The organism is Fictibacillus phosphorivorans (assembly GCF_001619875.1).
Lineage (GTDB): Bacteria > Bacillota > Bacilli > Bacillales > Fictibacillaceae > Fictibacillus > Fictibacillus phosphorivorans_B.
On the sequence record NZ_LRFC01000038.1, the window covers coordinates 157,301 to 179,957 of the forward strand.

Sequence of the window (22,657 nt, forward strand, 5' to 3'; positions counted from 1 at the left end):
CCTTTTTTTGTTATTTTAGCATTTTAAAATCATACGAGTAGATGGATTTGCCTTTAATGGATCGCAAAATATCGTTCAATCCTTTAATCTTGATCTCTTCTATCTTCTTTCTTTCTGTTAAGGAATAATGCTCGATGTAGTATTTTTCTTTTGTTTTTTCGTTATGCCTTACGACGTATAGATGATCATCTTTAAAGAATAGCTCTTCGTTATGTCTAACACCGTCTTGAGGTGCATCTTTCACCGTAAACAAGTTCCTTACTTTTGAGTTTTTTGTATTAAAGGCATATATTTCACCTAAGCCATTTGCGTAATAAAGAACTCCGTTAAATAAATGCGCAGAGTTTTTTATGTTGTATGGAATGTGTGCGATTAAATTTTTTTCATTTCTGTACGTGGATATTGTAAATTGCTCTTGAGTCAGGTTTTCTTTGTTGATGCGATAAAGAACGATGTTTTCACTTGTTTCATCAACATATTCTCTCAGTATGACATAGTGAAATTGATCATCACTAAGAATAGGAGAAAAGCCTGTTAATTCTATGTTTTTCGGATTATTCACCTTTACGAGATACTGAACGTTTACGTCATTCGTTGATAAACTTACTTTTTTAAAGAAATATTCGTTCTTCTCGGTATCTTGTGTTAATACAACTACATCATTTTGATCATTTCCAGAACTAGAAATGTAATAGGGAATGTTTCCTTTATTAAATCCATTTTCGTTCCCATACACGATATTCGAATCATATCCGCCATCTCCACTTATACCGGTATTGAAAATGGTAAAATATAAATCTCGTTTTTGAAGGTAACCCGTTCTTTCACCTGTATATTGAGGCTTCTCCATTTCAAATTCTTTAAATGTGTTTCCGATTAAACGTATTTTGTTTTTGTCCACTAAGAGGACCTCGTTATCAGTTGTGGTTACACTTCCAAGTTCAAGGCCGTTCATTCTGAAAGCATCTGCTTTGCCATCGTCATTGATAAAAACAGCTAAACTTACTCCCTTATCATCCATGTCCTGGTCAGCGGTTGTAGAAAAATACATAACGGCTTGCTTATCTTTTAAAAAGTTTTCTTGTTCAATCGCCTCTTTTTTTATAGACATAGAGGCATCGATACTTTGGTTAAAGAAAAACTGATAAGTCAAACCGCCAGCAGAGGTCATAAGCAGAAGCAAAATAAATATCTTTTTCAATGTAATCACCTTTCAGATAAAGAAGGCAATAAGTCGTAGTGATACGTCCTTATTGCCTTGTTGTTTTAAATATTCCGGACTAGCTTTGTGTCGGGAGCATCCCTGACATCTCTAGGATAAACTCCTAGACCGCCATCAACATCAAGATCTAGATTGCCGTTTAATTTATATGCTGACCAAATTAATTTCGAACAGTTTTTATCTCCAATATGTGAAGTCGTTCGGTTGGTTACAAAGTTATACGAATAGGCGTCGATTCCCACTCGGCTAAATGCCCAGTTTGCTGCGTTATCACGATTTGTTGTACTTGTCGTAACAGATTTGACCTGTGCATCTCCTTGGTCGACTTTTCGTAAAGTGGTGGAGATCGTGCGAACACCTGTATCAGGAACCGATTCAACAATCGTGCTGCTCGTATAATACATGCCGACATGCCCGTGATTCATATAAGCAGTCTGTGAGGCTGTGTAATAAAAGTTGCCTTTTGTACTGGTACCGACAGAAACCGTTCCTCCGCTGCCGCCCATCGTGCCAAATTCACCTTTTTGCTGTTTTTCATTTTTCCCTTTTGTTTCGTCGTTCTTCAATTCTTTGTAAATTTGTTTGAGCAGGGCTTCTTCTGTATCACCCGTGTTCTTTGCGATGGATCGAACGGTTGAAAGCAATTCTTGTGAGGTTAAGTCAGGCTGCATTTGCAAAATTTCATCTTTATAAGAAATAGTATGATTTTGAGCAAAAGCACTTGGTACCGAAAAAGCTGCGAGACAGAATGCTAAAACACTACATAATAGATGTTTTTTCATCTTCCAAACCTCCTGCCGTAATACGGGACCCCTTTGTCGACAAGTCCAATTTACCATTTATATACAAATGAGTAAATATGAAAACGATGAAACAGTATGATGGACTTATACAGAAAATGGAAGATACTTCTAAAGAACTGTCAAGACAATAAGAAAAATATGATAAAACAGGCCAAAGGGTATTGCGGAAAAATAGTAAGATGGAAGGCTTTCGGTGAGGAGTGATAAGAGGGATGGTAATTTGAAACAGTGTACTTCTTGTGGCGGGAAATGAGTATTTTCTCAGGTGAGAAACATGAAATCTGAATGGGGAATAAATTGTTAGGGGTCAGACCCCAACAATTTATTTGAAAATGTTTTAAAAACTTTGAAAGCAATGGCCGATACATAATAATAGGAAATACCTAAACATAGGAACTTTTAACAAATGAAGAGAAAAACGGAAAGGACGAGGGTCGAATTCGTGGAAAGAAACAAAGAACTGATTGATTCATTATTGAAACTTCAGGAGCTATTAGACACAGAACCAGATACAGTAGATGCCATACCCGCTTTCACACAATACATCCGCTCTTTTTTGCGTATTAAACCGACAGGCCGCACATTGCCCACCATTGAGATCATGACGCTCATAAAAAGAAGAAAACCAAACTTATTCTATTTACTTAAACGACATTCTAAAGACGATATGATGATCATGTTAACGTATCTCGATATGGATTATGAGCAAGCACAGATAAAAATAGAGCGCATTTTACAAGGAGAAGTCATCGCTTAATAAGCGGGGCTTTTTTTATTTTTTCTTTTCTTCGTTATAATAAGAAAAAGGAGTGAGGAGAATTGCAAACCGTTGGATTTATAGGAACAGGTGTAATGGGAAAAAGCATGGCAGGTCACTTGATGAATGCAGGTCATCCCGTCCATGTTTATACGAGAACAAAAGAAAAGGCGGAAGACCTGCTTGAAAAGGGTGCTGTTTGGGCAGATACGCCAAAGGAGATTGCAACAAATTGTGATGTGATCATCACGATGGTCGGCTATCCAAAGGATGTAGAAGAAGTTTATCTAGGCGCTGACGGACTGATCGCACACGCTAAAGAAGGTTCTTATCTCATTGATATGACGACATCGAGTCCACAGCTTGCCCAAAAAATTGAGCGCACTGCTGCTGAACGAAATATCTCGGCACTTGATGCACCTGTATCAGGCGGGGATATTGGAGCAAGAGATGCTAAGCTTTCCATCATGGTTGGCGGAAAGGAATCGGCATTTAACGATATGAAGCCCGTTTTTTCAAAGATGGGAACAAACATCGTGTACCAAGGAGAAGCAGGAGCAGGACAGCATACCAAGATGTGTAATCAGATTGCGATTGCCTCTGGAATGATGGGCGTTTGTGAAGCGATTCTTTATGCAGAAAAAGCAGGTTTAAATCCAGAGAAAGTTCTAAAAAGCATTGAATCAGGTGCTGCCGGAAGCTGGAACCTTAGCAATCTAGGTCCAAGAATATTAAAAGGTGATTTTGCACCCGGTTTTTATGTGAAACATTTTATAAAAGATATGACGATTGCTTTAAACTCAGCGGAGGAAATGGGATTATTGACACCTGGACTTTCTCTTGCTAAGAAATTGTACGATGAGCTTGCAGAAATGGGTGAAGAAAATAGCGGCACCCACGCGCTTTATAAACGTTTAGCGAACCGAGGATAATCCCTTGGTTCTTTTTTTTTGCTCTTTACAAAGCGAAATAATTACGATTTAATGTAGTTGGCGTAGCGTATTTTAAAGTACCTCTCCCGAATGTAGCGGCCTTATAGTTGGGGAGATTCATAAATTAAGAAGCTAAATTTGCAAAAAACAAAAAGAAAAGGAGCGTTCTAAAGGATGAGAGATCTTGCAACAAGAAATTCTGTACGAAAAGAGATGATCGGGCTTTTATTGTTAGCCATCTTTATCATTTCGTTTCTATTTATGGAAGAAATTAAGAATGACTCTGTATTCGAAAACTTGCCGAGTTCTATCATGCATGTGAACACGGTATTTTTAAGTATTTTAATAGAAGCGGTTCCCTTTATTTTATTAGGAGTTTTCGTTTCAGCCTTAATTCAAACCTTTGTATCAGAACAACATATCCAAAAATTGATTCCTAAAAATCCTTACGCAGGAATTGGTGCTGTTCTGTTCATGGGGATCATCTTTCCAGTCTGTGAATGTGCCATTATTCCAGTAGTGAGACGTTTAATTAAGAAGGGCCTGCCGCTTCATCTAGGTGTTGTTTTTCTTTTGACGGTTCCGATTGTCAATCCGGTTGTTATACTCTCCACGTTTTATGCTTTTCGAACGAACATGACGGTTGTGTATGGTAGAATTGGACTCGCTCTTTTAGTAGCAATCGTTATTGGATTAATTATCTATTGGGTTTTCCGCAATGCAGATCAGTTAAAATCCCATGTTCAGCATGGCGGACATGATCATTCACATGGTTTGTCGATCAGCCGCTGGAAACAAACGGTCTATCATGCATCAGACGAATTCTTTGATACAGGGAAGTTTCTTATTTTTGGAGCTTTCCTAGCGAGTATGTTCCAGGTGTTCATTAACCGAAATGATTTGCTGGCACTTGGCAGTAATGAGTGGTCATCGACAGGTTTAATGATGGGGCTGGCATTCTTGTTATCCATTTGTTCTGAAGCAGATGCCTTTATCGCCGCTTCGTTTGGAAGTGCGTTTACAGTAGGATCGATCATTGCCTTTTTGGTTTACGGGCCAATGCTTGATGTGAAGAACATGCTCATGATGTTCGCGTATTTTAAGACACGGTTTGTTTTTGTGTTAATGGGCTTGATTACGTTTGTGGTTTTTGCTGCCGCTATGGTATTTCAATACGTGTAAAGAAGGGAGTATGGTGATATGAAAAAGGAGAACCAAGACTTTCATGCCTATTTAAGGGGAATTATCTTAATCGGTTTTATGCTTCTATTAATTGGTTTAATCACTACAGGAAAGCTTACTTACTATGTTGCACCTAAAATGCATATTTTTGTTTACTTTGCGATTGCGATCTTTGCCATATTAGGTGTTATGCAGTTTTATAGAAGAACAGACAGCGAGCATGATGAGGCTTGCGGATGTGGAGTAGATCATACGCCAAAAGGCAGGCCGATGCAGCATTTTTTAATCTATATGATTTTTGTCATTCCTCTTCTTACAGGGTTTATGATGCCTGAAAAAGCGATGGATAGCTCTGTAGCTGAAAAACGCGGAATTCGTTATGGAACGGGATTGTATGCGAAGCCGGCTCAGCAAACTGATGACGGGAAAGTGGTGCCTAATCAAGAAGTCGATGTTGAAGCCTATTTAGAAGATCCAGAAGGCTATATAAAGAAGATGGAAGAGAACGTAAAGAAGGAAAATCCAGTCGAAACGTATGATATAACGGATTATTATAAGAAATTCGGTAAAGAGCAATTACAGAAAGAAAAAATTGTGGTTACGTCTGATTACTACCTCGATATGATGACTGTCCTTGATGTCTACTTAGACAAGTTTATTGGAAAAGAAATAGAGACAAAGGGCTTTGTTTATCGTGAAGAAGGGATGGCCGAGAATCAAGCCGTGATCGCTCGTTTTTCCATGAACTGCTGCAGTGCCGATGCGGTTGTATATGGGACAATTGTAGAAGGTGAAGGGGTTTCTAAACTGGAGTCTGATGAGTGGTACTCCGTTTCGGGAATAATAGATGAAACAGAGTTAAATAAAGTGCGCTTGCCACTAGTGAAGGTAGAGACTATGAAAAAGATTAAGCCTCTAAAAAATCCTTACGTCTATCCAAGCGCTGAAAGTCTAGGAGCTTATTAATATCAGAAAAAAAGCGGAGGGAAGTTCCTCCGCTTTTTTTATTAGTATACGTAAGTGCCGACAATAAATAGTTCAAATAAAACGGTAACACCTATAAAATAAGAGACTTGCGCAAACAAACCCCAGTCTTTATTCTTGGCTAGTTGCATAACGTACAGCGCAACAGCAGAGACGATAACGGGTACAATAAGCGAGCTTCCACTAAACGTAAGATACTTTGGTGCTAGCGAATAGAACGTACTATTGAACAAGGATTGAATGACATAAAGCTGAGTGAAGATAAAGAGTCCGATCGATATCCACTTTGCCCAAGGTTTTTCTTGTTCGATCACATCAATTCGGACAAAATACAATATACCTAAGAATAATACAGGGGGAACCACCCAAATAAACGCACTTGTCATCGCGATAAGCGATACGACAGAAGCTGCAAGCGCATCAAACGTAGCGTTATACACATCTTGTTTACCAATGGATTGGCTCTCTTTTTTAATGTCAGAATCTTGGCTTGCTATAAATACTCTGTAATCACTTACTGATTCTGCTTTCAGCCAACCTATCGTCTGTTCATCAATATATAGGGGATAGACAGAGAAATTGTCGGTCGTGCTAATCCGTGAAGCTTCCCATTCCTTGTTTTTTAAAGTTGCTTTATAGATGTTCCCCGCTTCCTTCTTTGCTGAGATGGGTCCTTTAGCTGAAAAGAGAACAACAGGCTGATTGTTTTCAATATTCAGCTGCTGATACATAGGATTCTCCATTTCGTAACCTAAATCAGACTCTATAAAATGGACAGTGTTAAAGGAGAGAGCTGTTAATTGATCAGAAGGAGCCGCTCCGTAATAAGTTTTAAATGACTTTGTTCCTTGTTTCGATGAATAAAGTGTATAAAGAAAATGAACCTGGTCTTTTGATTCTGCAAATCTGAAATTATAGATCTTATCTGTAGGTGTTTTGTTATATTGAATAATAGAATGCGCTTTATATTGCCCCTCTTTTTCTTGTAAATAAAAAGCTTCCATCTGAACCTTTTCACCAACTGTTGCAATAAATGAATTGGATTCAGAGTGTCCTGTTAACTCTGAAAGCTTTTCTTTTGCCGAATAAATGAGACGGCTCTTTCCGCTTTCAGAATCATACACATAGACTTGGTTCCCTTTTGAATAAGCAAATCGGGTCTTTGAATCAGCTAATAATTCTACATTCTTATCAAGGACTGTTTGTTTACCTTCTTCATAGAGAATGAGTTCCCCGTTTGAAACAAAAGCAATTTGCTGGCCGTTTGTCCAAAAATTTCCTCTCTCATCAAGAGGCAAATTCTCTGTCTTTTCTGTTATCAAATTTAGCTTTTCATCTAATGTAGTCACCTTTAAACCATTCTTTTGTTTCGTGTAGATCTGATAATGGTTATCTTTCTTTAATGCGATAGGTTCAGCACTAATCGAATCTGCTGGTGTACTGACCGATCTGCTCCAGTCAGAGTGTGGCAATCTCGTTTCATTCACAATATTATTCCAAACCACAGCCCCTAAAAGCAGTAAAACGACAGCTAAAGGCAGCAGCAAAGCCTTGTAGTTCGATTGATTCCTTTTCTTTTTCTTTGGTCGCAACTCGGTGTTCATAGTGGTAAAGCCCCCTTTTCTCTTTAAAAAGAACAAAATATAACTATTCAATAATAAGACGTATATCCCTGTAAATTCCATTCATTTTTTTAAAAAAAGTAGTTAAAAAGTAGCGAAAGGGGGGATGAACAGTTAAATGTTAAAGGAATAGGAGTATATTTTATTGACATTTTTATGATTTTGTTGCTAGTTGAAGTGGTTGTTTTACGTTCCAGGTACTTCCAAAAATGAAGTTTAAAGCAATAATCTCTTAGAAAAGAGCCGTTTTAATAGATGTTATAAATTGTAGAATCATGACTATTCCCTAGGAAATGATGTCGAATTTAATAAACATTTTAAAATAATAGTAAGAAATGAACCGATTAGTTGTACTTTTAATTGGTCTAAAATATATACTTTTTAAAAATAAGCAAGCGGAAGTTACAGTCATTCAAGCAGAACACAAGGAACTTGCCCTGACCATGTAGAAATAAACGTTAGAAAAGTTAGATAAGAGGCAAAATTAATAATCCAGCAGATTGGTTAAAGTACAGGGAGATAAAACGGAATTCCCATCTAAATCCGCTAAGATTGATAAGGTAAATAACACGAACAAAAAGAGGTGCGGTTACGGCAACAAGGAATCACAACTGGAAAATTTTCGCTCACCCTCTTCCAAAAAAATAAAAGAAATGGGTGGAATGGATGAGAAGACAGAAATGGTTCATTTACCTAGTGTTAGCCGTCTTTCTTGCTGGGTGTTCCAGTGAGGCTTCAAAAGGTACGTTGAATGATAAAAACTTAACTCTGCAAGATCATCCGAAAGGCGCTTATCCAAGGTATTATGATCAAGTGTCTAAGGAAGAAACGGAAAAAGCCTTGCCATTTCCATTAAAAATACCAAGTGAACTGCCGTTTAAAGTGGTATTATCCACCTACCAAATTTCAGATTGGGGGGAAAAGAGAAATATTCTGCTCGACACCGTTTTTTATCCGACACAAGAGGGACAAAATGTGTACTTGGCTTATCGGATCTCAAATTTTCTACCCAAAACAGACAAATTAGAGACGAAGGATAAAGTTAAGCTGAAAGACGGAACAAAAGCGTATTTCTCTGGAAGTACTGACCTGCCTATGATTGCCTGGAAAAAAGACGGTTTGTATCATAAGATGGAATACTTAATAAAAGAAGGAACAGACAGAAAAGCTGAAAAACAGAAGCTTTTAGAGGCTGCTAGTTCTATTTATAGATAGATTGAATGGTGAATTGAATATAAATAAAAGAAGCTGACTCAAAAGGATTTCCCATTGTCTGAGTCAGCTTTCCTTATTTAATGAACTCGTTCTGCTTTAATGATTAACCGATATTTATCAGAATAAAGTGGTTCGCATGTAATAAGTGTTAGCTCTTCTTCCTTCGAAGCATTCAATACGGATAGATCCTCAGGATTAACGATGATCTTTTCATAAACTCTGTAGACAATTTTCCCAGACGTGGTCTCAATTCTAATAGAATCTCCTATCGTTACCTCATTTAATCTATGAAAAAACTGGCCATACGTATGTGATCTGTGACCGGCCATTACGCTGTTTCCTGGTTCACCTGGAAAAGAAGTAGAAGTCATCCAACCAACTGCATTCTTAAGATCCTTTTGAGCAACACCAGGAACGACCATGGTCTCCAGATTGATTTTTTCGATGGTTATTTTTCCGATTACACCTTCTTCTATAGCAATCGTTTTATCTATTTCTTCGGGTTCTTTTTTTTCTTCTTTATCGGTTTTGTCAGCCTTTATCGCTTTTACTTCTGGAAGTGTAAAAGGGTTTTGATAAGAATGGTTTAATGCACTCCACTCTTTTTCAAGTGCTTTCTGTTCGTTTTCTGTCTTCCAGTCTGTTAGTAACGGTATGAAAAGGAGCGTGATGCCAAGAAGGACTGCTAAAAGTGCCGCACGTTTTACCGTTTTTGCACTCATGGCTCCATCCGGACTGCTTTAAAGTATAGTCCAATTCCTAAAAGTAAGAGTAATGTGCCTAGCATCGTCCATGTTGATTGGCCAAAAGGGCTTCCGGTTTTCGGTAGAGTTTGATGTGGCGGGCCAGAAGCATTTATTGGTTTTTCTACATCAGAAATGACAACAGGTGTTTCCTCGTCAGTTGAAGTCTTCCCTTTTATTTCTGTTGAAAGGGTAGAGGTTACGCCATCCGCACCTTGAGTCATGATGCCTGTAGAGATTGAATCGCTAGTTCCAGAGTATGCTCCCGTTATTCGCACATTCACTTTTGACGTACCCGTTTCTAACGTTGGAACCATGATCCAAACTATACCTTCTTTATCCTTCTGGATAGTTGCACCCTTTATCCCGGATATATTAAGGTTTTCTATTTTAACCGTTTCAGGGAGAAGAAGGCGAAGCTTATACGAATTTGCAGATGTCTCATTCTGATTCTCAACTTGGAGCAAGTAGTCTAAAAAGAGTTTACCTTTCTTCATTTCCGCAAAGTAACTTCCCTTAACTTTAACCATCTTCCAGTCAAATTCAGGAACATCTTTTAATAAAAATGTAATTGGTGTAAGAGATACATCTTTCACTCCGTTCATCCCGATCATGAGTGGCAGTTGAATATTTTCCCATCCGTTAATTTTCTTCATAGTAAATTGAAGAATGATATTTGATTCTCCTGTCATGCATTTTGGAAGATGAATATATGCATAATCCTCTTTAACGCTAACGGTTGCCCCTTCAATCCCAGTAACTGAAACGTCGGAAATGAGATCGCGAGCTGGAAGTTTTACTTTTAAAACTGTGTCTTCGAGTATCATTGAATTCATATTATTCATTTTTAACATTAACTTAAGCTTTACATGATTCTTAAGTGATTCCAACATTACCGCTTCAGATTTCATTGTAACTTTCGTTAAGTCAGCTGAAGGTTGCTCAACTTCATCCGTTGGCAGCAAGAAGAATTTTACATCGAATGTCAATATTTCATCACTTTCCATGTCTGGAAGTGTTAATGTGATACCAGTGGTTGTATCATAATTAGCGATAATATCTTCTTTGTTACGATTTTTGTTAGTCTCGGTGATTAAAACTTCAGGAGGATATGTAGTGTCTAACTGGGTGTGAGGCGGGTAAGGGATGGTGACGGTTAATCCGCTTAACGTGTTTTCTGTATGATTTATAAGCTTGAACTTGTAAACAGGACGCATTTTCTTTTGTGCATCAGGTACGTTTCCATTAAGTAGGATTGAGCCGCTTAATTTACGCATAGATTCACTTACGGTAAAATCAGAAAATGCAGTGACTGTTGGATCAATCTCGAGAGCATTCAACAAAGTTGTCTCGGAAGTAGAAGATTCATTGCCGGCAGCTAATACACTCATGGGAACAAGCATCATACATAAAACAAGAAATGAAAAAAACACCTTTTTCAAATAATTCACATTCCTTTCTATTTTTGGATAATTAGCACCAAGGAAGATATACCCATAAAATATGACGAAATAACATGAAATTTGAAATTTAAGTATTTTTTTGTGTGATATCATGAATCAAAGGAGTGATTTAATTTGCAAAATTTAGCCTTTGAATCTGCATGGGACAGGACTTTAGCCCATAAAGACCGATTAGAGATCGAACGAGTTTTTTCTGGGTTAAATCATACTCATAGAATGGGGCAGGAGGCTGTAATTTTGAAGACAGCCTTTAATCATAAAGAGGAATTTTTAGTGACTGTATTAGTAAGTAACTATTCAAAGGAACCATTTTTACTGGAAGACAAAAAAGTGTTATATAACGAGGGCGGCGAACTTATTAGCGAGATGAAGTCTCATTATGAACTTGTGATTCCAGCACAAACGAGTATGCCGTGGACGTTTATTTTTCCAGCTGAAGCCTTAAAGAAAATGCCATCCAAAGTGCTTGGGGAAATAATCATCAATTAAAGTGGGGGAACGTTTTGAGAACGATTATTTGGTTTGTTTATTTTTGGGCAGTTTTATTAAAGTTGATCCCATCCTTAGGTCGCGTTAAGAAGCTGCATAAAGCAGGTAGAATGGAAGAACGTGATCAGTTAGTAGATAAAAAAGTGAAAGAATGGTCGACATCGCTTGTAAAGTTGAGTGGCTCTAAGATTACGGTAAGTGGAGAGGAAAATATCCCAAAAGACACTGCTGTTCTTTTTGTGTGTAATCATCAAGGTAATTTTGATATTCCGATCTTATTAGGCTATATACAAAAACCAAAAGCTTTTATCTCAAAGATCGAAGTAAAGAAAATGCCTTTTATCGGCACATGGATGGAGCACTTGAACTGCTTATTTATGGATCGTAAGAATGTAAGACAGTCGGTTAAAGCGATAAATGAAGGCGCAAAATTGCTAAAGAACGGAACATCTCTTGTTATATTTCCTGAAGGAACAAGAAGCAAAGGGGATAACATGGCTGAGTTTAAAGCAGGCAGTTTTAAATTGGCCACTAAATCAGGTGTTCCAGTTATTCCTGTATCCATTAACGGTTCTTATAAAATCATGGAGCAGCAAGGGTTTTGGATTAAACCAGCAGACGTTCATATTACGGTTTATCCGCCGGTCTATCCAGAGCAGTTAGAAGCAAAAGAACTTGCGCGCTTGACAGAACAAATCATAAAAGAAGGCGTTAAGAAAGCTGTTTCTTAATGGATAATCCCTGTTAACTAGAGTTAAGCCTATACGAGAATCGCTAAAATTGGTATTATTGGTATAGAAGGTAATAATTTCTAGGAGGAATACCATGACCGGAATCATTTCTGTCATTATGATTTTCTCAATTCCCATTATCGCCATCGTATTAGGACATTTTCAATCGCAAACGAAGTTAAAACATAAGATGTTAAAAGATGAGCTAGAGCTTGAACGTTTAAAGCATGATAACTATGTGATTGAGACGCAGAAGATGAGGCTTGAGCTTGAACAGATGAAGCTGATTGACGCAAGTGATAAGAAATCCGTGTAAAAAAGCCTCTCGCGATGAGAGGCTTTTTTAGCTTTATCTGTAATTAATAAATTGAACATCGATAGGCAGATTGGCTTCTCTTACAAGTGCGATAATCTGCTGAAGGTCGTCTCTGCTCTTTGCTGTTACACGAACTTGATCATCTTGGACTTGGCTTTTTACTTTTAAACCAGAGTTTTTGATCAGCGTGTTAATTTTCTTCGCGTTGTCTTTATCGATCCCCGTAACAAGCTTAGCGCGCTGGCGAACAGTTCCGCCTGAAGCTTGCTCAATCTTGCTGTAATCCAGGTTCTTGGTTGGTACTCCGCGTTTGATCAGCTTTGTAATAAGAACATCTTTTAGCTGCTCAAGCTTGTACTCATCATCGGAAACTAATACGAGTTCTTCACTTGATTTATCAAGTGTGATCTCACTTTTGCTTCCTTTGAAGTCATAGCGTGTTGTGATTTCTTTTGTTGCGATATTAATCGCATTGTCGACTTCTGATAGATCGACTTGTGATACGATATCGAATGAACTTTCTTTAGCCATTTTATGAAACCTCCTGACGTTTACTTCGTTTATATAGTTACAGTATAAATACATTGCGGTTATGTTTCCAGTTTGTACACATTCTTTTCCGTGGAAACGGGTACAAAATGAATAATGTATGTTAAAATGAAGGCTGGAAAATTTACAGAATGTTTAAACCACTAGGAGGAGTACTTTGTGCTTCATTACAAAACGTATACACACGAAAAAAATCATCAATGGGTGATTTTTGTCCATGGAGCAGGGGGCAGTTCATCCATTTGGTATAAACAGTTACGAGAATTCAAGCAGCACTTTAATATTTTGCTCGTTGATCTCAGGGGTCATGGCAAATCACAATCCGATAAATTTTTATTAAAAAAATATTCGTTTAAAGAAGTCAGCCTGGATGTGCTTGAAGTCATGGATCATCTTAATATCCAAAAAGCACATTTTGTAGGTATTTCTTTAGGGACGATTTTAATACAAACAATCGCTGAACTCTACCCTGAACGAGTAGCTACCATGACGCTTGGCGGTGCGGTGACGAAGATGAATTTCCGCTCGAGGCTCTTAATTGCGATGGGCAACCTCTGTAAGTCATTTATTCCGTACATGTGGTTGTACAGCTTGTTTGCTTGGGTCATTATGCCGAAGAAAAGGCATGAAGCTTCCCGTTCTTTGTTTATTGGTGAAGCCAAAAAGCTTTGTCAGAACGAATTTAAGCGCTGGTTTAAGCTAACGCTAAAAATTAATCCTTTTTTACAAAGCTTGCGCAAAAAAGAAATCCCGATTCCAACCCTATATATAATGGGTGAGGAAGATTATATGTTTTTACCGCCGATTCAGGCGTTTATCGACAAGAAAAAGCATTCAAAGCTTCTGACGATCAAAGATTGCGGACATGTATGCAATGTTGACCAGCCAGATATTTTTAACAAGAATTCAATTGAATTCATTAAAAGACAAATTGCCGCAGCACCAAATGCGTCATAATAAAAAGGAAGTCCCCGTTTGGGGGACTTCCTTTTTCGTTCGGTTATAAACTTACAGCTCTGGCAATCGTAAATAACCGTGATGCGGGGTGGAAACCTTTTGTAATCAAGTCTTTAATGATGGTTGCGCCCAGCATGCTGTAGACCGTTCCGTTTCCGCCAAAACCTAAACAATAGTATTCACCAAGACGGTTCGGGTGTTCACCGATATATGGCAAACCATCATGTGATTCTCCGAATGTCGCGCACCATGTATGAGAAATCCTTGGTGCTAAATCGGGGAAATGTTCCCTAACCTTTTCAAGGATCCGCTCACCGTGTTCTTCAATCATTCCTTCATTTAACGGAGCCTCTGCTTTATCTTCATCCAAGCCGCCAGCAACAATTCTTCCGTCTTTTGTCGTTCTCATATACAGATAAGGACGTTTCGTTTCCCAGATCATCCACTCTTTGTACCACGTTTTCAAGGAAGGAAGCGGTTCAGTTACGATAGCATAGGAACGGTTTAAATCGGCTCCCAGCTGCTGAGCGAGAAAGTCATTTTCATAACCGGTCGCAAAAATAATATAACGAGCTGAAATAACTCCTCTTTCCGATTCACATGTAAACCCATGTACGGTTTTGGTTTTGCGTATAAGTGGCGTTTGTTCAAAAATTCTTACTCCTGTGGCTGCAGCGTCTTTTAACAGGATCTGAACAAATTTATACGGGTTTACATCGGCATCTCCACTTGTGACAAGAGCAGCAGGTTTTGAAAATGGAAACCTTGAAGAAATTTCTGATGGCTCTAAATAGTCAACCGGAAAGTCATATTTTTTCAAAACTTCATATTCACGAATTAGCTTTGAGGCGTCTTCACCTGCGCTGGCGAAGTATAAGCTTTTTTGAGGGCGAAATTCAGGATTCTCTGAGAGTTGAGAGGCGACCTTGTATAAATCTTTCATCGCGGTCTGACAAAGCTGGTAAAAATATACCGCATCTTGTTCGCCCTGCTGTTCAATCAGTTCGTGAAGCATCTTGTCACTGGAGAATTGCAGAAGTCCAGTATTCGCTGAGGAGCTTCCTGAGCCGGGATGTCTTCTATCAATTAATACAACATCAAGTTCTTTTTCCTGACTCAATACATGAGCACAAAGAGCGCCAGCCATTCCACCGCCAACAATTAATACGTCACACGAGATATTTTCTTCAAGTTCTGGAAATTGAGTGATTTCTGTATACGTTTCAGGCCAATATAGCTGACCGTTGTGTAGATTCATATTTACTCCTCCTCGTCTTCCATTGATTCCCCCGAATGACATGAAAGAAACGCATGAAAGGAAATATTTATCAATACGATAAGAAGGAGGGGGAGTGTACATGATTTATTGGATATTGACAGGTTTTATACTGCTCGTTCTTATCAGGATGATTCTTTTTATCCCAAAAAGATGGAGTGTTTCACAAACGGTTTTGGTCCAGACATCAACAGAACAACTGTATAATGATTTATCTACAATAAAAAATTGGAAAAGGTGGCAAATGGAGAGTGAAGAAGAGGAGATCGACCTTTTATATATAGGTCCTGAAAAGGGAGAGGGAGCATCTGTTTACTGGAATGCTGATGGGAATTCTGCGGGTTTGCGCATATACAGATGTGTACATTTGAGAACTATACACTATTTTATGAAAATAAATGCAAGTGAAACGTTATTATATTTTAAATATGAATTGTTTTCGTTAGGGGAAGTGGTAAAAGTGGCATGGGTTTGTGAGGGAACTTCAAAAAATGCTCTTCTTTCTCTCATTTATAGATGGGGCGTTCGCAGGGAAATGAAAAAAGCGTTAGAGAAGCTTTCGGAAGTTTATTTTCATGAAGAGAAATCATTGCAAACGGCATAAAAAGAGCTGCTAAACCGATTGGTTAAGCAGCTCCTTCTTTTTTATGGTAAGTTTGTTACCTTGTCTTCATCTTTTATGATTAATAACATCTTACCCATGTCGAGCTTTCTTTCGTACTGATCCGCTTCAACGTCAGATAACCCCATTTCAGTCATTTTTTTGCGGAGCTCGTCCCCTCTTGATTCAAATACGTTGCTGAGGGCAGTGCCCAGTCCTTCTTCCTTTAATCCGATTGTATTAACATCTGCATCATGTGCAAGATCTTTTGTGTCATCTTTTTCGTGAGATAATACATACAGGTTGTCTTCGTGAATACCTTGCGTCTTCAGTTCATTTGCAGCTGCAATCAATTCTTGTTGGGAGTTGAATTCGTGTACGATTGGTTTAACCATTTACTATCCTCTCCTTTTACGAAGTTATAATATATATTCACGGAATCAGCCCCTATTAAACTACCTTTTTCACTAAGTAACCGGGAGGAAAGTACTAAATTTATGGATTCATCAAGAATCTCTAGGTACTAACTCCTTTTTTTATAGGAATATAACGTTTTTACACCAATTTAACGAATATCCTCTATCTTTTTACAATTCAAAATATATAATTTAAACTGTTGGGTTTTTGACAAAATGAAATGATAGGGGAGTATTTCAGATGAAGAAAACACTTTCGGCCTTAGCGCTGTCATTGGCATTAACACCTATGGGAACAGCTGTCCATGCAGAAGGAAATTCATTTTCAAAGCAAAGCGGTCCATATTTGGACGTTCAGTTGCTTGGAGTGAACGACTTTCATGGCCAGATTGATATTACACGCAAGGTGGCTAATCAATCTGTAGGACGTGCGGATTACCTAGCTAGCTACATAAAGCAAAGAGAAGCTGAGAATGATAACACGCTTATCGTTCATGCTGGAGATATGGTAGGCGCGAGTTCGCCAACGTCCGCATTGCTGCAGGATGAGCCGACTGTTGAAATCATGAACGAGATGGGATTTGATGTAGGTACACTAGGTAACCATGAATTTGATGAAGGCGTAGATGAGATGATGCGACTGATTAATGGCGGATCTCATGAGAAGACAGGTGATTTTGAAGGAGCCAACTTCCCTTACGTGGTTGCTAATGTAGTAGATAAAGAGACAAAGAAACCTATTCTTCCACCTTACACGATTAAAAAAGTGAAGGGTGTAGATATCGGATTTATCGGTGTTGTTTTCTCGGATACGCCTGACATTGTTATCCCAAGCGGCACAGCTGGTGTAGAGTTTACAGACGAGACCGAGGCAATTAACAAAGCAGCTAAGGAACTGAAGAAAAAGGGTGTAAAGGCAATGGTTGTGCTTGCTCATAACCCGATCGATCAAGCGAGTACAGGAGAAGTTTCTGGTGAATTAGTAGATATGGCAAATAACGTTGATGATGAAATCGATGTTATGTTTGGCGCGCACAATCATAGAAACGTAAATGCAGTAGTAGATAATAAGTTACTCGTACAAGCCTATTCGTACGGAACGGCATTTGCAGATGTAGATCTAAAGATTGACCGCCGCACAAAGGACATTGTAGAAAAGAAAGCTGAAGTGGTTACGACGTTCCATAACGGAATCACTCCAGATGCGAAGATAACGGAAATCATTAAGCGTGCGGAAGACCAAGTGGCTCCAATTATTAATGAAGTAGTTGGCAAAGCAGATAAGTTATTATCAGGCGCGGAAGCATATAGCGGCGAATCTGAATTAGGTAATGTGATTGCTGACTCTATGACAGAGCAAACAGGCACGGACTTTGCGTTCATGAACCCAGGAGGAATTCGTGATGTGATCAATCCAGGAGAAGTGACGTGGGGTGAACTCTTCAACGTTCAGCCTTTTGGCAACGATCTTGTAACAATGACGTTAACAGGTGCACAAATCAAAGAACTTTTTGAATCGCAATGGTCAACAGGGCGTGAAAAGATGCTTCAAATCTCTGGATTAAAAGCAACATTTGATATGTCTAAACCAGTTGGACAAAAAACGGTCTCCATAGTTAAAAACGACGGAACTCCGATTGATATGGCTACAGAGTATACCGTTACAGTAAACAACTTTATGGCAGGCGGCGGTGACGGTTACACGGTTTTATTAGAAGGAAAGAATCAAACCATTTCCGTTACAGATCTTGATGCATTAGTAAATTATTTTAAAAATCGTGATTCAGTAACAGCAGAGATCGAAGGACGAATTGTAAAGATTAATCAATAATAAGAAAAGGCAAAGCGCATGTAAGTCGCTTTGCCTTTTTTCTATTCGCCACGATCTACTAGATCTAATCTGCCTGTCGCCGGGTCGATGACAAGACCGTGAACTTTTACTCCTTCAGGAAGCAGAGGATGATTTCTTACGAGTGAGACACTGTTTTTCACTGAATCCTCCACACTGTCAAAACCTTTAAGCCAGTTCTTTAAATCCAGTCCAGAATATCTTAATGTGTCGAGAGTCGTATCCTCAATACCGCGATCTTTCATTTTAGCGATGAATTGATCAGGGTTCACACTGCTCATACCGCAGTCATAGTGACCGATAACCATCACTTCCTCAGCTTTTAGTTCATAGATCGCAACAAGAATACTTCTCATAATCGAGCCAAATGGATGGGAGATAACCGCTCCAGCTGACTTTACAACTTTTACATCACCATTTTTAATATTCATTGCACTTGGGAGTAATTCAGTCAGTCTTGTATCCATACAAGACACAATGACGAGCCCTTTATCAGGAAATTTAGTGGTTTGGAAAGGTTCATATTCTTTGTTTTCAACAAATTGGTGATTGAATTCTAAGATTTCGTTAAGTACGGACATGATTCTCCTCCTTGTTTCTACAGAAAATAATTAGACAATGAAAAGATTTAGAAGTATACGTCTTTTTCTATCATATTCAGCTTAAACTCGCTAACATATTCACTTCTATATTAACTATTATACAAAAAAGAGAGCTCAATCTGCTCTTTTTTGTTTAGGAAGCGCTTGTTTTGTTGATAGAAACTCTAAAACAAAAGCACATTGTGACAAACATTTTAGTAAAAGGTACGTATAATCGCAAGTAACACCACATAAATTGGTAAGTTTGAAAGGAGGAAAAACTTAGAATCAACTTACCAGTAAAGTAGGTTTAAATAGATCGGAACAAATAAACGGAAAATTGAAAGGGGTAGGGAAGATGGAAGTTATGACGTATGTCCTTTGGGTTCTGCTGTTAATGGGGTCGGTTATGAAGAATTACATGGTTGCAGTGTCAATGCCGAAAACAGGACAAGTTATGATGACGAATGCTCTAGCCGTTAGTTCGTTCTCGTATGCAAAAGTGAGTGACAAGATTGAATCTGATTTTGAACGTGCAAATGCGGGCACATTCAACAAGCAGAATTTCAGTTGGGTAGATACGTCATAGAATCATAATGGATAGGAGCGGAAAAGAGACTTTAATGTAAAGGGGGACTTCTATTAGAGACAAAAACTGAATCAATTTTCGCATTCACTATCATGCTGGCGGCCTGGATCACCGTACGTGTGCTAGTGAATGGAGGGTTACCGAGCGGAATTTGGAGCGCGAAAGACGGCTTATTTAAAGCTGTCTTTTTGCGTTATTTTATTTATGTGCAGCTGTTTGTTAAAATAAGAAAAAAAGACAATTGTGGTGAATCCGATGAATATACCAGTAAGTCAGTTTGCGAAGAAAATAGAAAAGCATGTAGCCGAAATGAAACAGCTGAGTGAAAATTCTCCTAAGCTGCGTGAACACGTTTCAGCGATTCAAACGTTGTGCGAGCTCATGCTGGAGGCAGAAGAGGACCATTCAGCTGGTGTAAAAGAATGGATACCGTCTCACCCTGTGCAGAAGCCGACAAGCATGATGATCGCACCACCTGCAAAAACTCATAAAAAATCGATGATGGATTTCGATATGGACTATGATGATGAAGATCAAGACGAAAAAGATGGCAATGGTGACTCTATTTTTGATTTTTAAATGCTTTTTGGTGAACAGCCTGCTCTTTTTGAGCGGGCTTTTCTTTTTATTGTGGTTTGTAAGGCAGGTGAGGTACTGAGAAAGCGTAATTCTAGGAGTGCTACAAATAATTTCGAGAAATTGAACTAGAATTCCGCCTGCTTTAAACACTCATTCAATAAAAACAAAACGCTCTTTTCTAAAGATTGTTGCTTTAAAATGTTGTCTTCTATGTTCAATGATTGTAGTGCAAGGTGCGTGCCTACCACATGAGAAGCTTCTTTCAAGGCATGCGACGAGGAATCTTACTACGGAAGCATAAACTTGTAGACACAGGAGCAAGTATACTTCCTTGAGGCGGGCAGGTGAGACACTTATACGTGAAACGTACAAATGTGGCTCACCGCCTGCCCCGCGGAAAGCGAGCAGCCTGGAACGAAGATCATTCACTTCCAAAAGCAACAAAGTTTGCGAAAACAGCCAGACAAAAAAACAGCGCCTAGTCAGCACTGTTAAATCGATACGTATGTGTTTTGATGTTCCATTCTTTGATCTCTGCGTTTTGCAATTTCAATCTTTTCGTTAATCTTTTTATTAGAAAAATAAACGGCAGCGGCTGTTGCAATAAGGCTAAGAGCAGCTAAACCAATCATTGTATAGATCATCGTAATAAGAAGTTCCATTTTGTTGTTCCTCCCTTATTCGTTTCTGTCTTATTTTTTGTATTCCACTATATAATTTTATTTAAACCTCTTTTTTGTATAGGTCAAATGAATCAAAATGAAAATATGAGAATGGAATGATGGTAAAAATTTATCCCTCGTTTTATAATAAAATTACGAACATACGTTCTGTTTTTGTTCGATAGAAATTGAGGGGTGAGTAGAATATGAATGGTGCAAGTGAATGGTTAAACCTTGTCAATCTCCTCGGAAATGTTGGCTTTCCCATCGTCATTGCTGGTTATTTGCTTTTTCAGTTTGAAAAGCGGATTCAGAGTTTAGAAGGAATCATTAGAGAACTTCACTCAGAGCTGGTAGAAAAAGAGGAGCTTGAAAGGAAGATCGATCAATATGTCCGCTTGCTGGACAGCGAACGTCAGCCGAAGAAACGTTAACGTTCGCATTTTTTATCATGGACAACCCGTCCGCCAAAATCTTTACAATCCTGTGGCATTCTTTTGTATCCGCATACTTCAGTGGTAAGATAAAAGAAAAACAGGAGTGGAACACTATGAAGCTTTTTCTTATATTAGGAGCGATTCAAGCCATGCTTGCTGTCATGCTGGGAGCATTCGGTGCACATGCACTTGAGGCGAAATTAACAGCACGCAACATGCTAAGTGTGTACCAAACAGGGGTTCAATACCATATGTATCACGCACTCGCATTGCTGGCAGTCGGCATTTTACTAGGAAAGTGGCCAGCATCGGCTCTATTAACGGGAGCAGGATGGTCGTTCTTTATTGGTATATTATTGTTCTCTGGAAGTCTGTACGCACTCTCAAACACAGGCATGAAGTTTTTTGGACCGATCACACCGCTTGGTGGCGTAGCGTTCATCGTAGGTTGGATTTTGCTGATTATTGCAGTAGTAAAAGCATAATAAAAAGGCGCTCAATTTAGAGCGCCTTGATTTATGATTGCCTGAACCAGACAGGAATGAAGTTCTATCAACGTGGGCTGTATTGTGAGAGCTGCCCGGTTTGTTGCTGCGTGCCGAACGGATAGCTATAATTGATCTCTTCATCAAACGTTACATAGTTCACGTACACCATTAACAGTAAATAACGCTTTCCTGTTTGGGGATCACTTAAAATAATGTGGTCACGACCTGCTGCCTCAATTACCCCTTTAAAAACTTTCGCGTTCCATTTTTCGTTGTTCTCAAACGTCATATAGACGGTTGCGACTTTCCCTTTGTTCATACGTAAAATGTTTTCAATATAAGATTGCTCAAGCGGAAGTTGACCTGGTGCACCTATATCAGGCAGGGGACCGCCACCCATTCCTGGTGCTTGCTGGCTTTGGGCCATGTCCTGAGGAACGCCCATTCCAGCCATACCACCCATACCGCCACCCATTCCACCACCCATCATACCGCCCATGCCATTCATGCCATTTTGCTGCCGATAATACTCTTGACCATACGGATTAAAGTTGTTCATCAACAAACCTCCCTAAAAGGTGTTAAACACATTTGGACAATCACTTTGTTTAGGCTGATAAAAACAATGCGCCTTGAAGCTTCCGGAGTTTGGCTGATTGTACCAAGTCGGAGGACAAGCCCCCTTTGGATCAAAAAACCATAACGAGTTTTTAGCGGGATGAAAACGCTGACCATTAATAACTCTTTTTGCTAATCTTCGTTCGTTCTCTCTCGCGCCTTGATAAAAGTATCCTTTGATGGTAGCTTCAAATCCTCCAGGCCGCTGAAAAACCATTTGCTGCATCGTTCGGATATTTTTAAAATCAAGGCAATTAGAGCGAATGCGGTTTACGCCGGTGTTGCCAACGAGAAGCATGCCTTGATCGCCTTCCCCTTCCGCCTCAGCACGTATGAGCCGTGCCAGCAGATCAATATCCTTATTTGTTGCTTTAATGACTGCCACTTGCCTTCCCCCTCTATGTGTTCATTCTTGGTGTACAAGCAGGGAAACAGAACATTCGATATTATGTGTATGAGCTGTTTTGGCAAACTAGACCAAACGAAGGTGAAGTTTTTGTTTTTCACAGCAGAAGACCAGAAAGAAATAGGGATTACAATTACGAAAGGGGGGCAGAAGTAGATTTCAGAGAGTTGTTTTTGTGGAAAGGACTTTT

28 protein-coding genes are annotated in these 22,657 nt (G+C 38.9%); 16 read left to right on the forward strand and 12 right to left on the reverse strand.

What is annotated here, in order from left to right:
• Positions 1-10 precede the first annotated feature (10 nt).
• Together AWM68_RS16815 and AWM68_RS16820 are read right to left on the reverse strand one after the other, a co-directional pair.
• Entirely contained in the window at positions 11-1,201 is a 1,191-nt protein-coding gene (locus tag AWM68_RS16815; RefSeq protein WP_066244512.1) for a hypothetical protein, read from the reverse strand.
• Between the two features lie 65 nt (positions 1,202-1,266).
• Entirely contained in the window at positions 1,267-2,004 is a 738-nt protein-coding gene (locus AWM68_RS16820) for a hypothetical protein (protein WP_066244515.1), read from the reverse strand.
• 463 nt (positions 2,005-2,467) lie between these two features.
• On the opposite strand from AWM68_RS16820, the gene AWM68_RS16825 reads away from it, so the two are divergent.
• The 4 genes from AWM68_RS16825 (at position 2,468) to AWM68_RS16840 (ending at position 5,862) form a co-directional block, all read left to right on the forward strand.
• Positions 2,468-2,782, forward strand: coding sequence for a hypothetical protein (locus AWM68_RS16825; RefSeq protein ID WP_066244517.1), 315 nt, complete (start codon positions 2,468-2,470; stop codon positions 2,780-2,782).
• Positions 2,783-2,844: 62 nt separating this feature from the next.
• A complete protein-coding gene (locus AWM68_RS16830) occupies positions 2,845-3,714 on the forward strand; it encodes an NAD(P)-dependent oxidoreductase (RefSeq protein ID WP_066244520.1) in 870 nt (289 codons plus the stop codon).
• A 174-nt stretch (positions 3,715-3,888) separates the two neighbouring features.
• Complete coding sequence (locus AWM68_RS16835) at positions 3,889-4,896, forward strand: permease (protein WP_066244522.1); 1,008 nt, start codon at positions 3,889-3,891, stop codon at positions 4,894-4,896.
• Between the two features lie 18 nt (positions 4,897-4,914).
• Positions 4,915-5,862 carry a TIGR03943 family putative permease subunit gene (locus tag AWM68_RS16840; RefSeq protein ID WP_066244525.1) on the forward strand — a complete coding sequence of 316 codons (948 nt, stop codon included), beginning with the start codon at positions 4,915-4,917 and terminating at the stop codon, positions 5,860-5,862.
• Positions 5,863-5,903: 41 nt separating this feature from the next.
• Here the strand turns inward: AWM68_RS16840 and AWM68_RS16845 are convergent, their stop codons facing one another.
• Entirely contained in the window at positions 5,904-7,484 is a 1,581-nt protein-coding gene (locus tag AWM68_RS16845) for a hypothetical protein (protein ID WP_066244528.1), read from the reverse strand.
• A gap of 684 nt (positions 7,485-8,168) precedes the next feature.
• Between AWM68_RS16845 and AWM68_RS16850 the strand changes: the two genes are divergently transcribed.
• Positions 8,169-8,717 carry a hypothetical protein gene (locus tag AWM68_RS16850; RefSeq protein ID WP_066244531.1) on the forward strand — a complete coding sequence of 183 codons (549 nt, stop codon included), beginning with the start codon at positions 8,169-8,171 and terminating at the stop codon, positions 8,715-8,717.
• 77 nt (positions 8,718-8,794) lie between these two features.
• On the opposite strand, the gene AWM68_RS16855 is transcribed toward AWM68_RS16850, so the two are convergent.
• Positions 8,795-9,439 carry a class D sortase gene (locus tag AWM68_RS16855; protein WP_066244534.1) on the reverse strand — a complete coding sequence of 215 codons (645 nt, stop codon included), beginning with the start codon at positions 9,437-9,439 and terminating at the stop codon, positions 8,795-8,797.
• Positions 9,436-10,851 (reverse strand): LPXTG cell wall anchor domain-containing protein, encoded by a 1,416-nt coding sequence (locus AWM68_RS16860; protein ID WP_197468197.1) that lies wholly within the window; start codon positions 10,849-10,851, stop codon positions 9,436-9,438. The genes AWM68_RS16855 and AWM68_RS16860 overlap by 4 nt, the downstream gene beginning before the upstream one ends.
• A gap of 186 nt (positions 10,852-11,037) precedes the next feature.
• Between AWM68_RS16860 and AWM68_RS16865 the strand changes: the two genes are divergently transcribed.
• The 3 genes from AWM68_RS16865 (at position 11,038) to AWM68_RS16875 (ending at position 12,459) form a co-directional block, all read left to right on the forward strand.
• Positions 11,038-11,412, forward strand: coding sequence for an SLAP domain-containing protein (locus AWM68_RS16865; protein ID WP_066244540.1), 375 nt, complete (start codon positions 11,038-11,040; stop codon positions 11,410-11,412).
• A 14-nt stretch (positions 11,413-11,426) separates the two neighbouring features.
• Positions 11,427-12,143, forward strand: a complete 717-nt coding sequence (locus AWM68_RS16870) for a lysophospholipid acyltransferase family protein (protein WP_231868446.1) — start codon at positions 11,427-11,429, stop codon at positions 12,141-12,143.
• Positions 12,144-12,237: 94 nt separating this feature from the next.
• Complete coding sequence (locus AWM68_RS16875) at positions 12,238-12,459, forward strand: hypothetical protein (protein WP_066244547.1); 222 nt, start codon at positions 12,238-12,240, stop codon at positions 12,457-12,459.
• 33 nt (positions 12,460-12,492) lie between these two features.
• On the opposite strand, the gene AWM68_RS16880 is transcribed toward AWM68_RS16875, so the two are convergent.
• Positions 12,493-12,990, reverse strand: coding sequence for a YajQ family cyclic di-GMP-binding protein (locus tag AWM68_RS16880; RefSeq protein ID WP_066244549.1), 498 nt, complete (start codon positions 12,988-12,990; stop codon positions 12,493-12,495).
• A gap of 177 nt (positions 12,991-13,167) precedes the next feature.
• Here AWM68_RS16880 and AWM68_RS16885 point away from each other — a divergent pair, with 177 nt between their 5' ends.
• The gene (locus AWM68_RS16885; RefSeq protein ID WP_066244552.1) at positions 13,168-13,965 is read left to right on the forward strand and encodes an alpha/beta fold hydrolase; all 798 of its coding nucleotides are present in this window, start codon (positions 13,168-13,170) and stop codon (positions 13,963-13,965) included.
• Positions 13,966-14,008: 43 nt separating this feature from the next.
• Here the strand turns inward: AWM68_RS16885 and AWM68_RS16890 are convergent, their stop codons facing one another.
• Positions 14,009-15,223 carry an NAD(P)/FAD-dependent oxidoreductase gene (locus AWM68_RS16890; RefSeq protein WP_066244554.1) on the reverse strand — a complete coding sequence of 405 codons (1,215 nt, stop codon included), beginning with the start codon at positions 15,221-15,223 and terminating at the stop codon, positions 14,009-14,011.
• A gap of 100 nt (positions 15,224-15,323) precedes the next feature.
• On the opposite strand from AWM68_RS16890, the gene AWM68_RS16895 reads away from it, so the two are divergent.
• Positions 15,324-15,845 (forward strand): hypothetical protein, encoded by a 522-nt coding sequence (locus AWM68_RS16895; protein ID WP_066244558.1) that lies wholly within the window; start codon positions 15,324-15,326, stop codon positions 15,843-15,845.
• 41 nt (positions 15,846-15,886) lie between these two features.
• Here AWM68_RS16895 and AWM68_RS16900 read toward each other — a convergent pair whose 3' ends face one another.
• Complete coding sequence (locus tag AWM68_RS16900; protein ID WP_066244561.1) at positions 15,887-16,237, reverse strand: general stress protein; 351 nt, start codon at positions 16,235-16,237, stop codon at positions 15,887-15,889.
• Between the two features lie 262 nt (positions 16,238-16,499).
• Here AWM68_RS16900 and AWM68_RS16905 point away from each other — a divergent pair, with 262 nt between their 5' ends.
• Entirely contained in the window at positions 16,500-18,089 is a 1,590-nt protein-coding gene (locus AWM68_RS16905; protein WP_066244564.1) for a bifunctional metallophosphatase/5'-nucleotidase, read from the forward strand.
• A gap of 41 nt (positions 18,090-18,130) precedes the next feature.
• Here the strand turns inward: AWM68_RS16905 and AWM68_RS16910 are convergent, their stop codons facing one another.
• The gene (locus AWM68_RS16910; RefSeq protein ID WP_066244566.1) at positions 18,131-18,688 is read right to left on the reverse strand and encodes a beta-class carbonic anhydrase; all 558 of its coding nucleotides are present in this window, start codon (positions 18,686-18,688) and stop codon (positions 18,131-18,133) included.
• 358 nt (positions 18,689-19,046) lie between these two features.
• Here AWM68_RS16910 and AWM68_RS16915 point away from each other — a divergent pair, with 358 nt between their 5' ends.
• The 3 genes from AWM68_RS16915 (at position 19,047) to AWM68_RS22050 (ending at position 20,338) form a co-directional block, all read left to right on the forward strand.
• Positions 19,047-19,277 carry a hypothetical protein gene (locus AWM68_RS16915; RefSeq protein ID WP_066244568.1) on the forward strand — a complete coding sequence of 77 codons (231 nt, stop codon included), beginning with the start codon at positions 19,047-19,049 and terminating at the stop codon, positions 19,275-19,277.
• Between the two features lie 255 nt (positions 19,278-19,532).
• Complete coding sequence (locus tag AWM68_RS16920; protein ID WP_066244572.1) at positions 19,533-19,856, forward strand: YwdI family protein; 324 nt, start codon at positions 19,533-19,535, stop codon at positions 19,854-19,856.
• Between the two features lie 359 nt (positions 19,857-20,215).
• On the forward strand, positions 20,216-20,338 hold the full coding sequence (locus tag AWM68_RS22050; RefSeq protein ID WP_269446799.1) for a hypothetical protein: 123 nt from the start codon (positions 20,216-20,218) through the stop codon (positions 20,336-20,338).
• A gap of 9 nt (positions 20,339-20,347) precedes the next feature.
• Here AWM68_RS22050 and AWM68_RS21540 read toward each other — a convergent pair whose 3' ends face one another.
• Positions 20,348-20,518 (reverse strand): hypothetical protein, encoded by a 171-nt coding sequence (locus AWM68_RS21540; protein WP_156488439.1) that lies wholly within the window; start codon positions 20,516-20,518, stop codon positions 20,348-20,350.
• Between the two features lie 206 nt (positions 20,519-20,724).
• Between AWM68_RS21540 and AWM68_RS16925 the strand changes: the two genes are divergently transcribed.
• Together AWM68_RS16925 and AWM68_RS16930 are read left to right on the forward strand one after the other, a co-directional pair.
• Positions 20,725-20,952, forward strand: a complete 228-nt coding sequence (locus AWM68_RS16925; RefSeq protein ID WP_066244574.1) for a YvrJ family protein — start codon at positions 20,725-20,727, stop codon at positions 20,950-20,952.
• A 116-nt stretch (positions 20,953-21,068) separates the two neighbouring features.
• Entirely contained in the window at positions 21,069-21,440 is a 372-nt protein-coding gene (locus AWM68_RS16930) for a DUF423 domain-containing protein (protein WP_066244576.1), read from the forward strand.
• A gap of 67 nt (positions 21,441-21,507) precedes the next feature.
• Here AWM68_RS16930 and gerQ read toward each other — a convergent pair whose 3' ends face one another.
• Positions 21,508-22,002, reverse strand: a complete 495-nt coding sequence (gene gerQ, locus AWM68_RS16935) for a spore coat protein GerQ (protein ID WP_231868447.1) — start codon at positions 22,000-22,002, stop codon at positions 21,508-21,510.
• A 12-nt stretch (positions 22,003-22,014) separates the two neighbouring features.
• A complete protein-coding gene (locus tag AWM68_RS16940) occupies positions 22,015-22,446 on the reverse strand; it encodes a cell wall hydrolase (protein WP_066244579.1) in 432 nt (143 codons plus the stop codon).
• Positions 22,447-22,657 lie beyond the last annotated feature (211 nt).

What these genes read in the sequence shown, in the direction of transcription:
- AWM68_RS16820 (WP_066244515.1), bottom strand. Translation starts at nt 2,004, where the DNA reads ATGAAAAAACATCTATTATGTAGTGTTTTAGCATTCTGTCTCGCAGCT.
- AWM68_RS16835 (WP_066244522.1), top strand. Translation starts at nt 3,889, where the DNA reads ATGAGAGATCTTGCAACAAGAAATTCTGTACGAAAAGAGATGATCGGG.
- AWM68_RS16840 (WP_066244525.1), top strand. Translation starts at nt 4,915, where the DNA reads ATGAAAAAGGAGAACCAAGACTTTCATGCCTATTTAAGGGGAATTATC.
- AWM68_RS16845 (WP_066244528.1), bottom strand. Translation starts at nt 7,484, where the DNA reads ATGAACACCGAGTTGCGACCAAAGAAAAAGAAAAGGAATCAATCGAAC.
- AWM68_RS16850 (WP_066244531.1), top strand. Translation starts at nt 8,169, where the DNA reads ATGAGAAGACAGAAATGGTTCATTTACCTAGTGTTAGCCGTCTTTCTT.
- AWM68_RS16855 (WP_066244534.1), bottom strand. Translation starts at nt 9,439, where the DNA reads ATGAGTGCAAAAACGGTAAAACGTGCGGCACTTTTAGCAGTCCTTCTT.
- AWM68_RS16860 (WP_197468197.1), bottom strand. Translation starts at nt 10,851, where the DNA reads ATGAGTGTATTAGCTGCCGGCAATGAATCTTCTACTTCCGAGACAACT.
- AWM68_RS16875 (WP_066244547.1), top strand. Translation starts at nt 12,238, where the DNA reads ATGACCGGAATCATTTCTGTCATTATGATTTTCTCAATTCCCATTATC.
- AWM68_RS16880 (WP_066244549.1), bottom strand. Translation starts at nt 12,990, where the DNA reads ATGGCTAAAGAAAGTTCATTCGATATCGTATCACAAGTCGATCTATCA.
- AWM68_RS16890 (WP_066244554.1), bottom strand. Translation starts at nt 15,223, where the DNA reads ATGAATCTACACAACGGTCAGCTATATTGGCCTGAAACGTATACAGAA.
- AWM68_RS16895 (WP_066244558.1), top strand. Translation starts at nt 15,324, where the DNA reads ATGATTTATTGGATATTGACAGGTTTTATACTGCTCGTTCTTATCAGG.
- AWM68_RS16900 (WP_066244561.1), bottom strand. Translation starts at nt 16,237, where the DNA reads ATGGTTAAACCAATCGTACACGAATTCAACTCCCAACAAGAATTGATT.
- AWM68_RS16905 (WP_066244564.1), top strand. Translation starts at nt 16,500, where the DNA reads ATGAAGAAAACACTTTCGGCCTTAGCGCTGTCATTGGCATTAACACCT.
- AWM68_RS16910 (WP_066244566.1), bottom strand. Translation starts at nt 18,688, where the DNA reads ATGTCCGTACTTAACGAAATCTTAGAATTCAATCACCAATTTGTTGAA.
- AWM68_RS16915 (WP_066244568.1), top strand. Translation starts at nt 19,047, where the DNA reads ATGGAAGTTATGACGTATGTCCTTTGGGTTCTGCTGTTAATGGGGTCG.
- AWM68_RS16920 (WP_066244572.1), top strand. Translation starts at nt 19,533, where the DNA reads ATGAATATACCAGTAAGTCAGTTTGCGAAGAAAATAGAAAAGCATGTA.
- AWM68_RS21540 (WP_156488439.1), bottom strand. Translation starts at nt 20,518, where the DNA reads ATGGAACTTCTTATTACGATGATCTATACAATGATTGGTTTAGCTGCT.
- AWM68_RS16925 (WP_066244574.1), top strand. Translation starts at nt 20,725, where the DNA reads ATGAATGGTGCAAGTGAATGGTTAAACCTTGTCAATCTCCTCGGAAAT.
- AWM68_RS16930 (WP_066244576.1), top strand. Translation starts at nt 21,069, where the DNA reads ATGAAGCTTTTTCTTATATTAGGAGCGATTCAAGCCATGCTTGCTGTC.
- gerQ (WP_231868447.1), bottom strand. Translation starts at nt 22,002, where the DNA reads ATGAACAACTTTAATCCGTATGGTCAAGAGTATTATCGGCAGCAAAAT.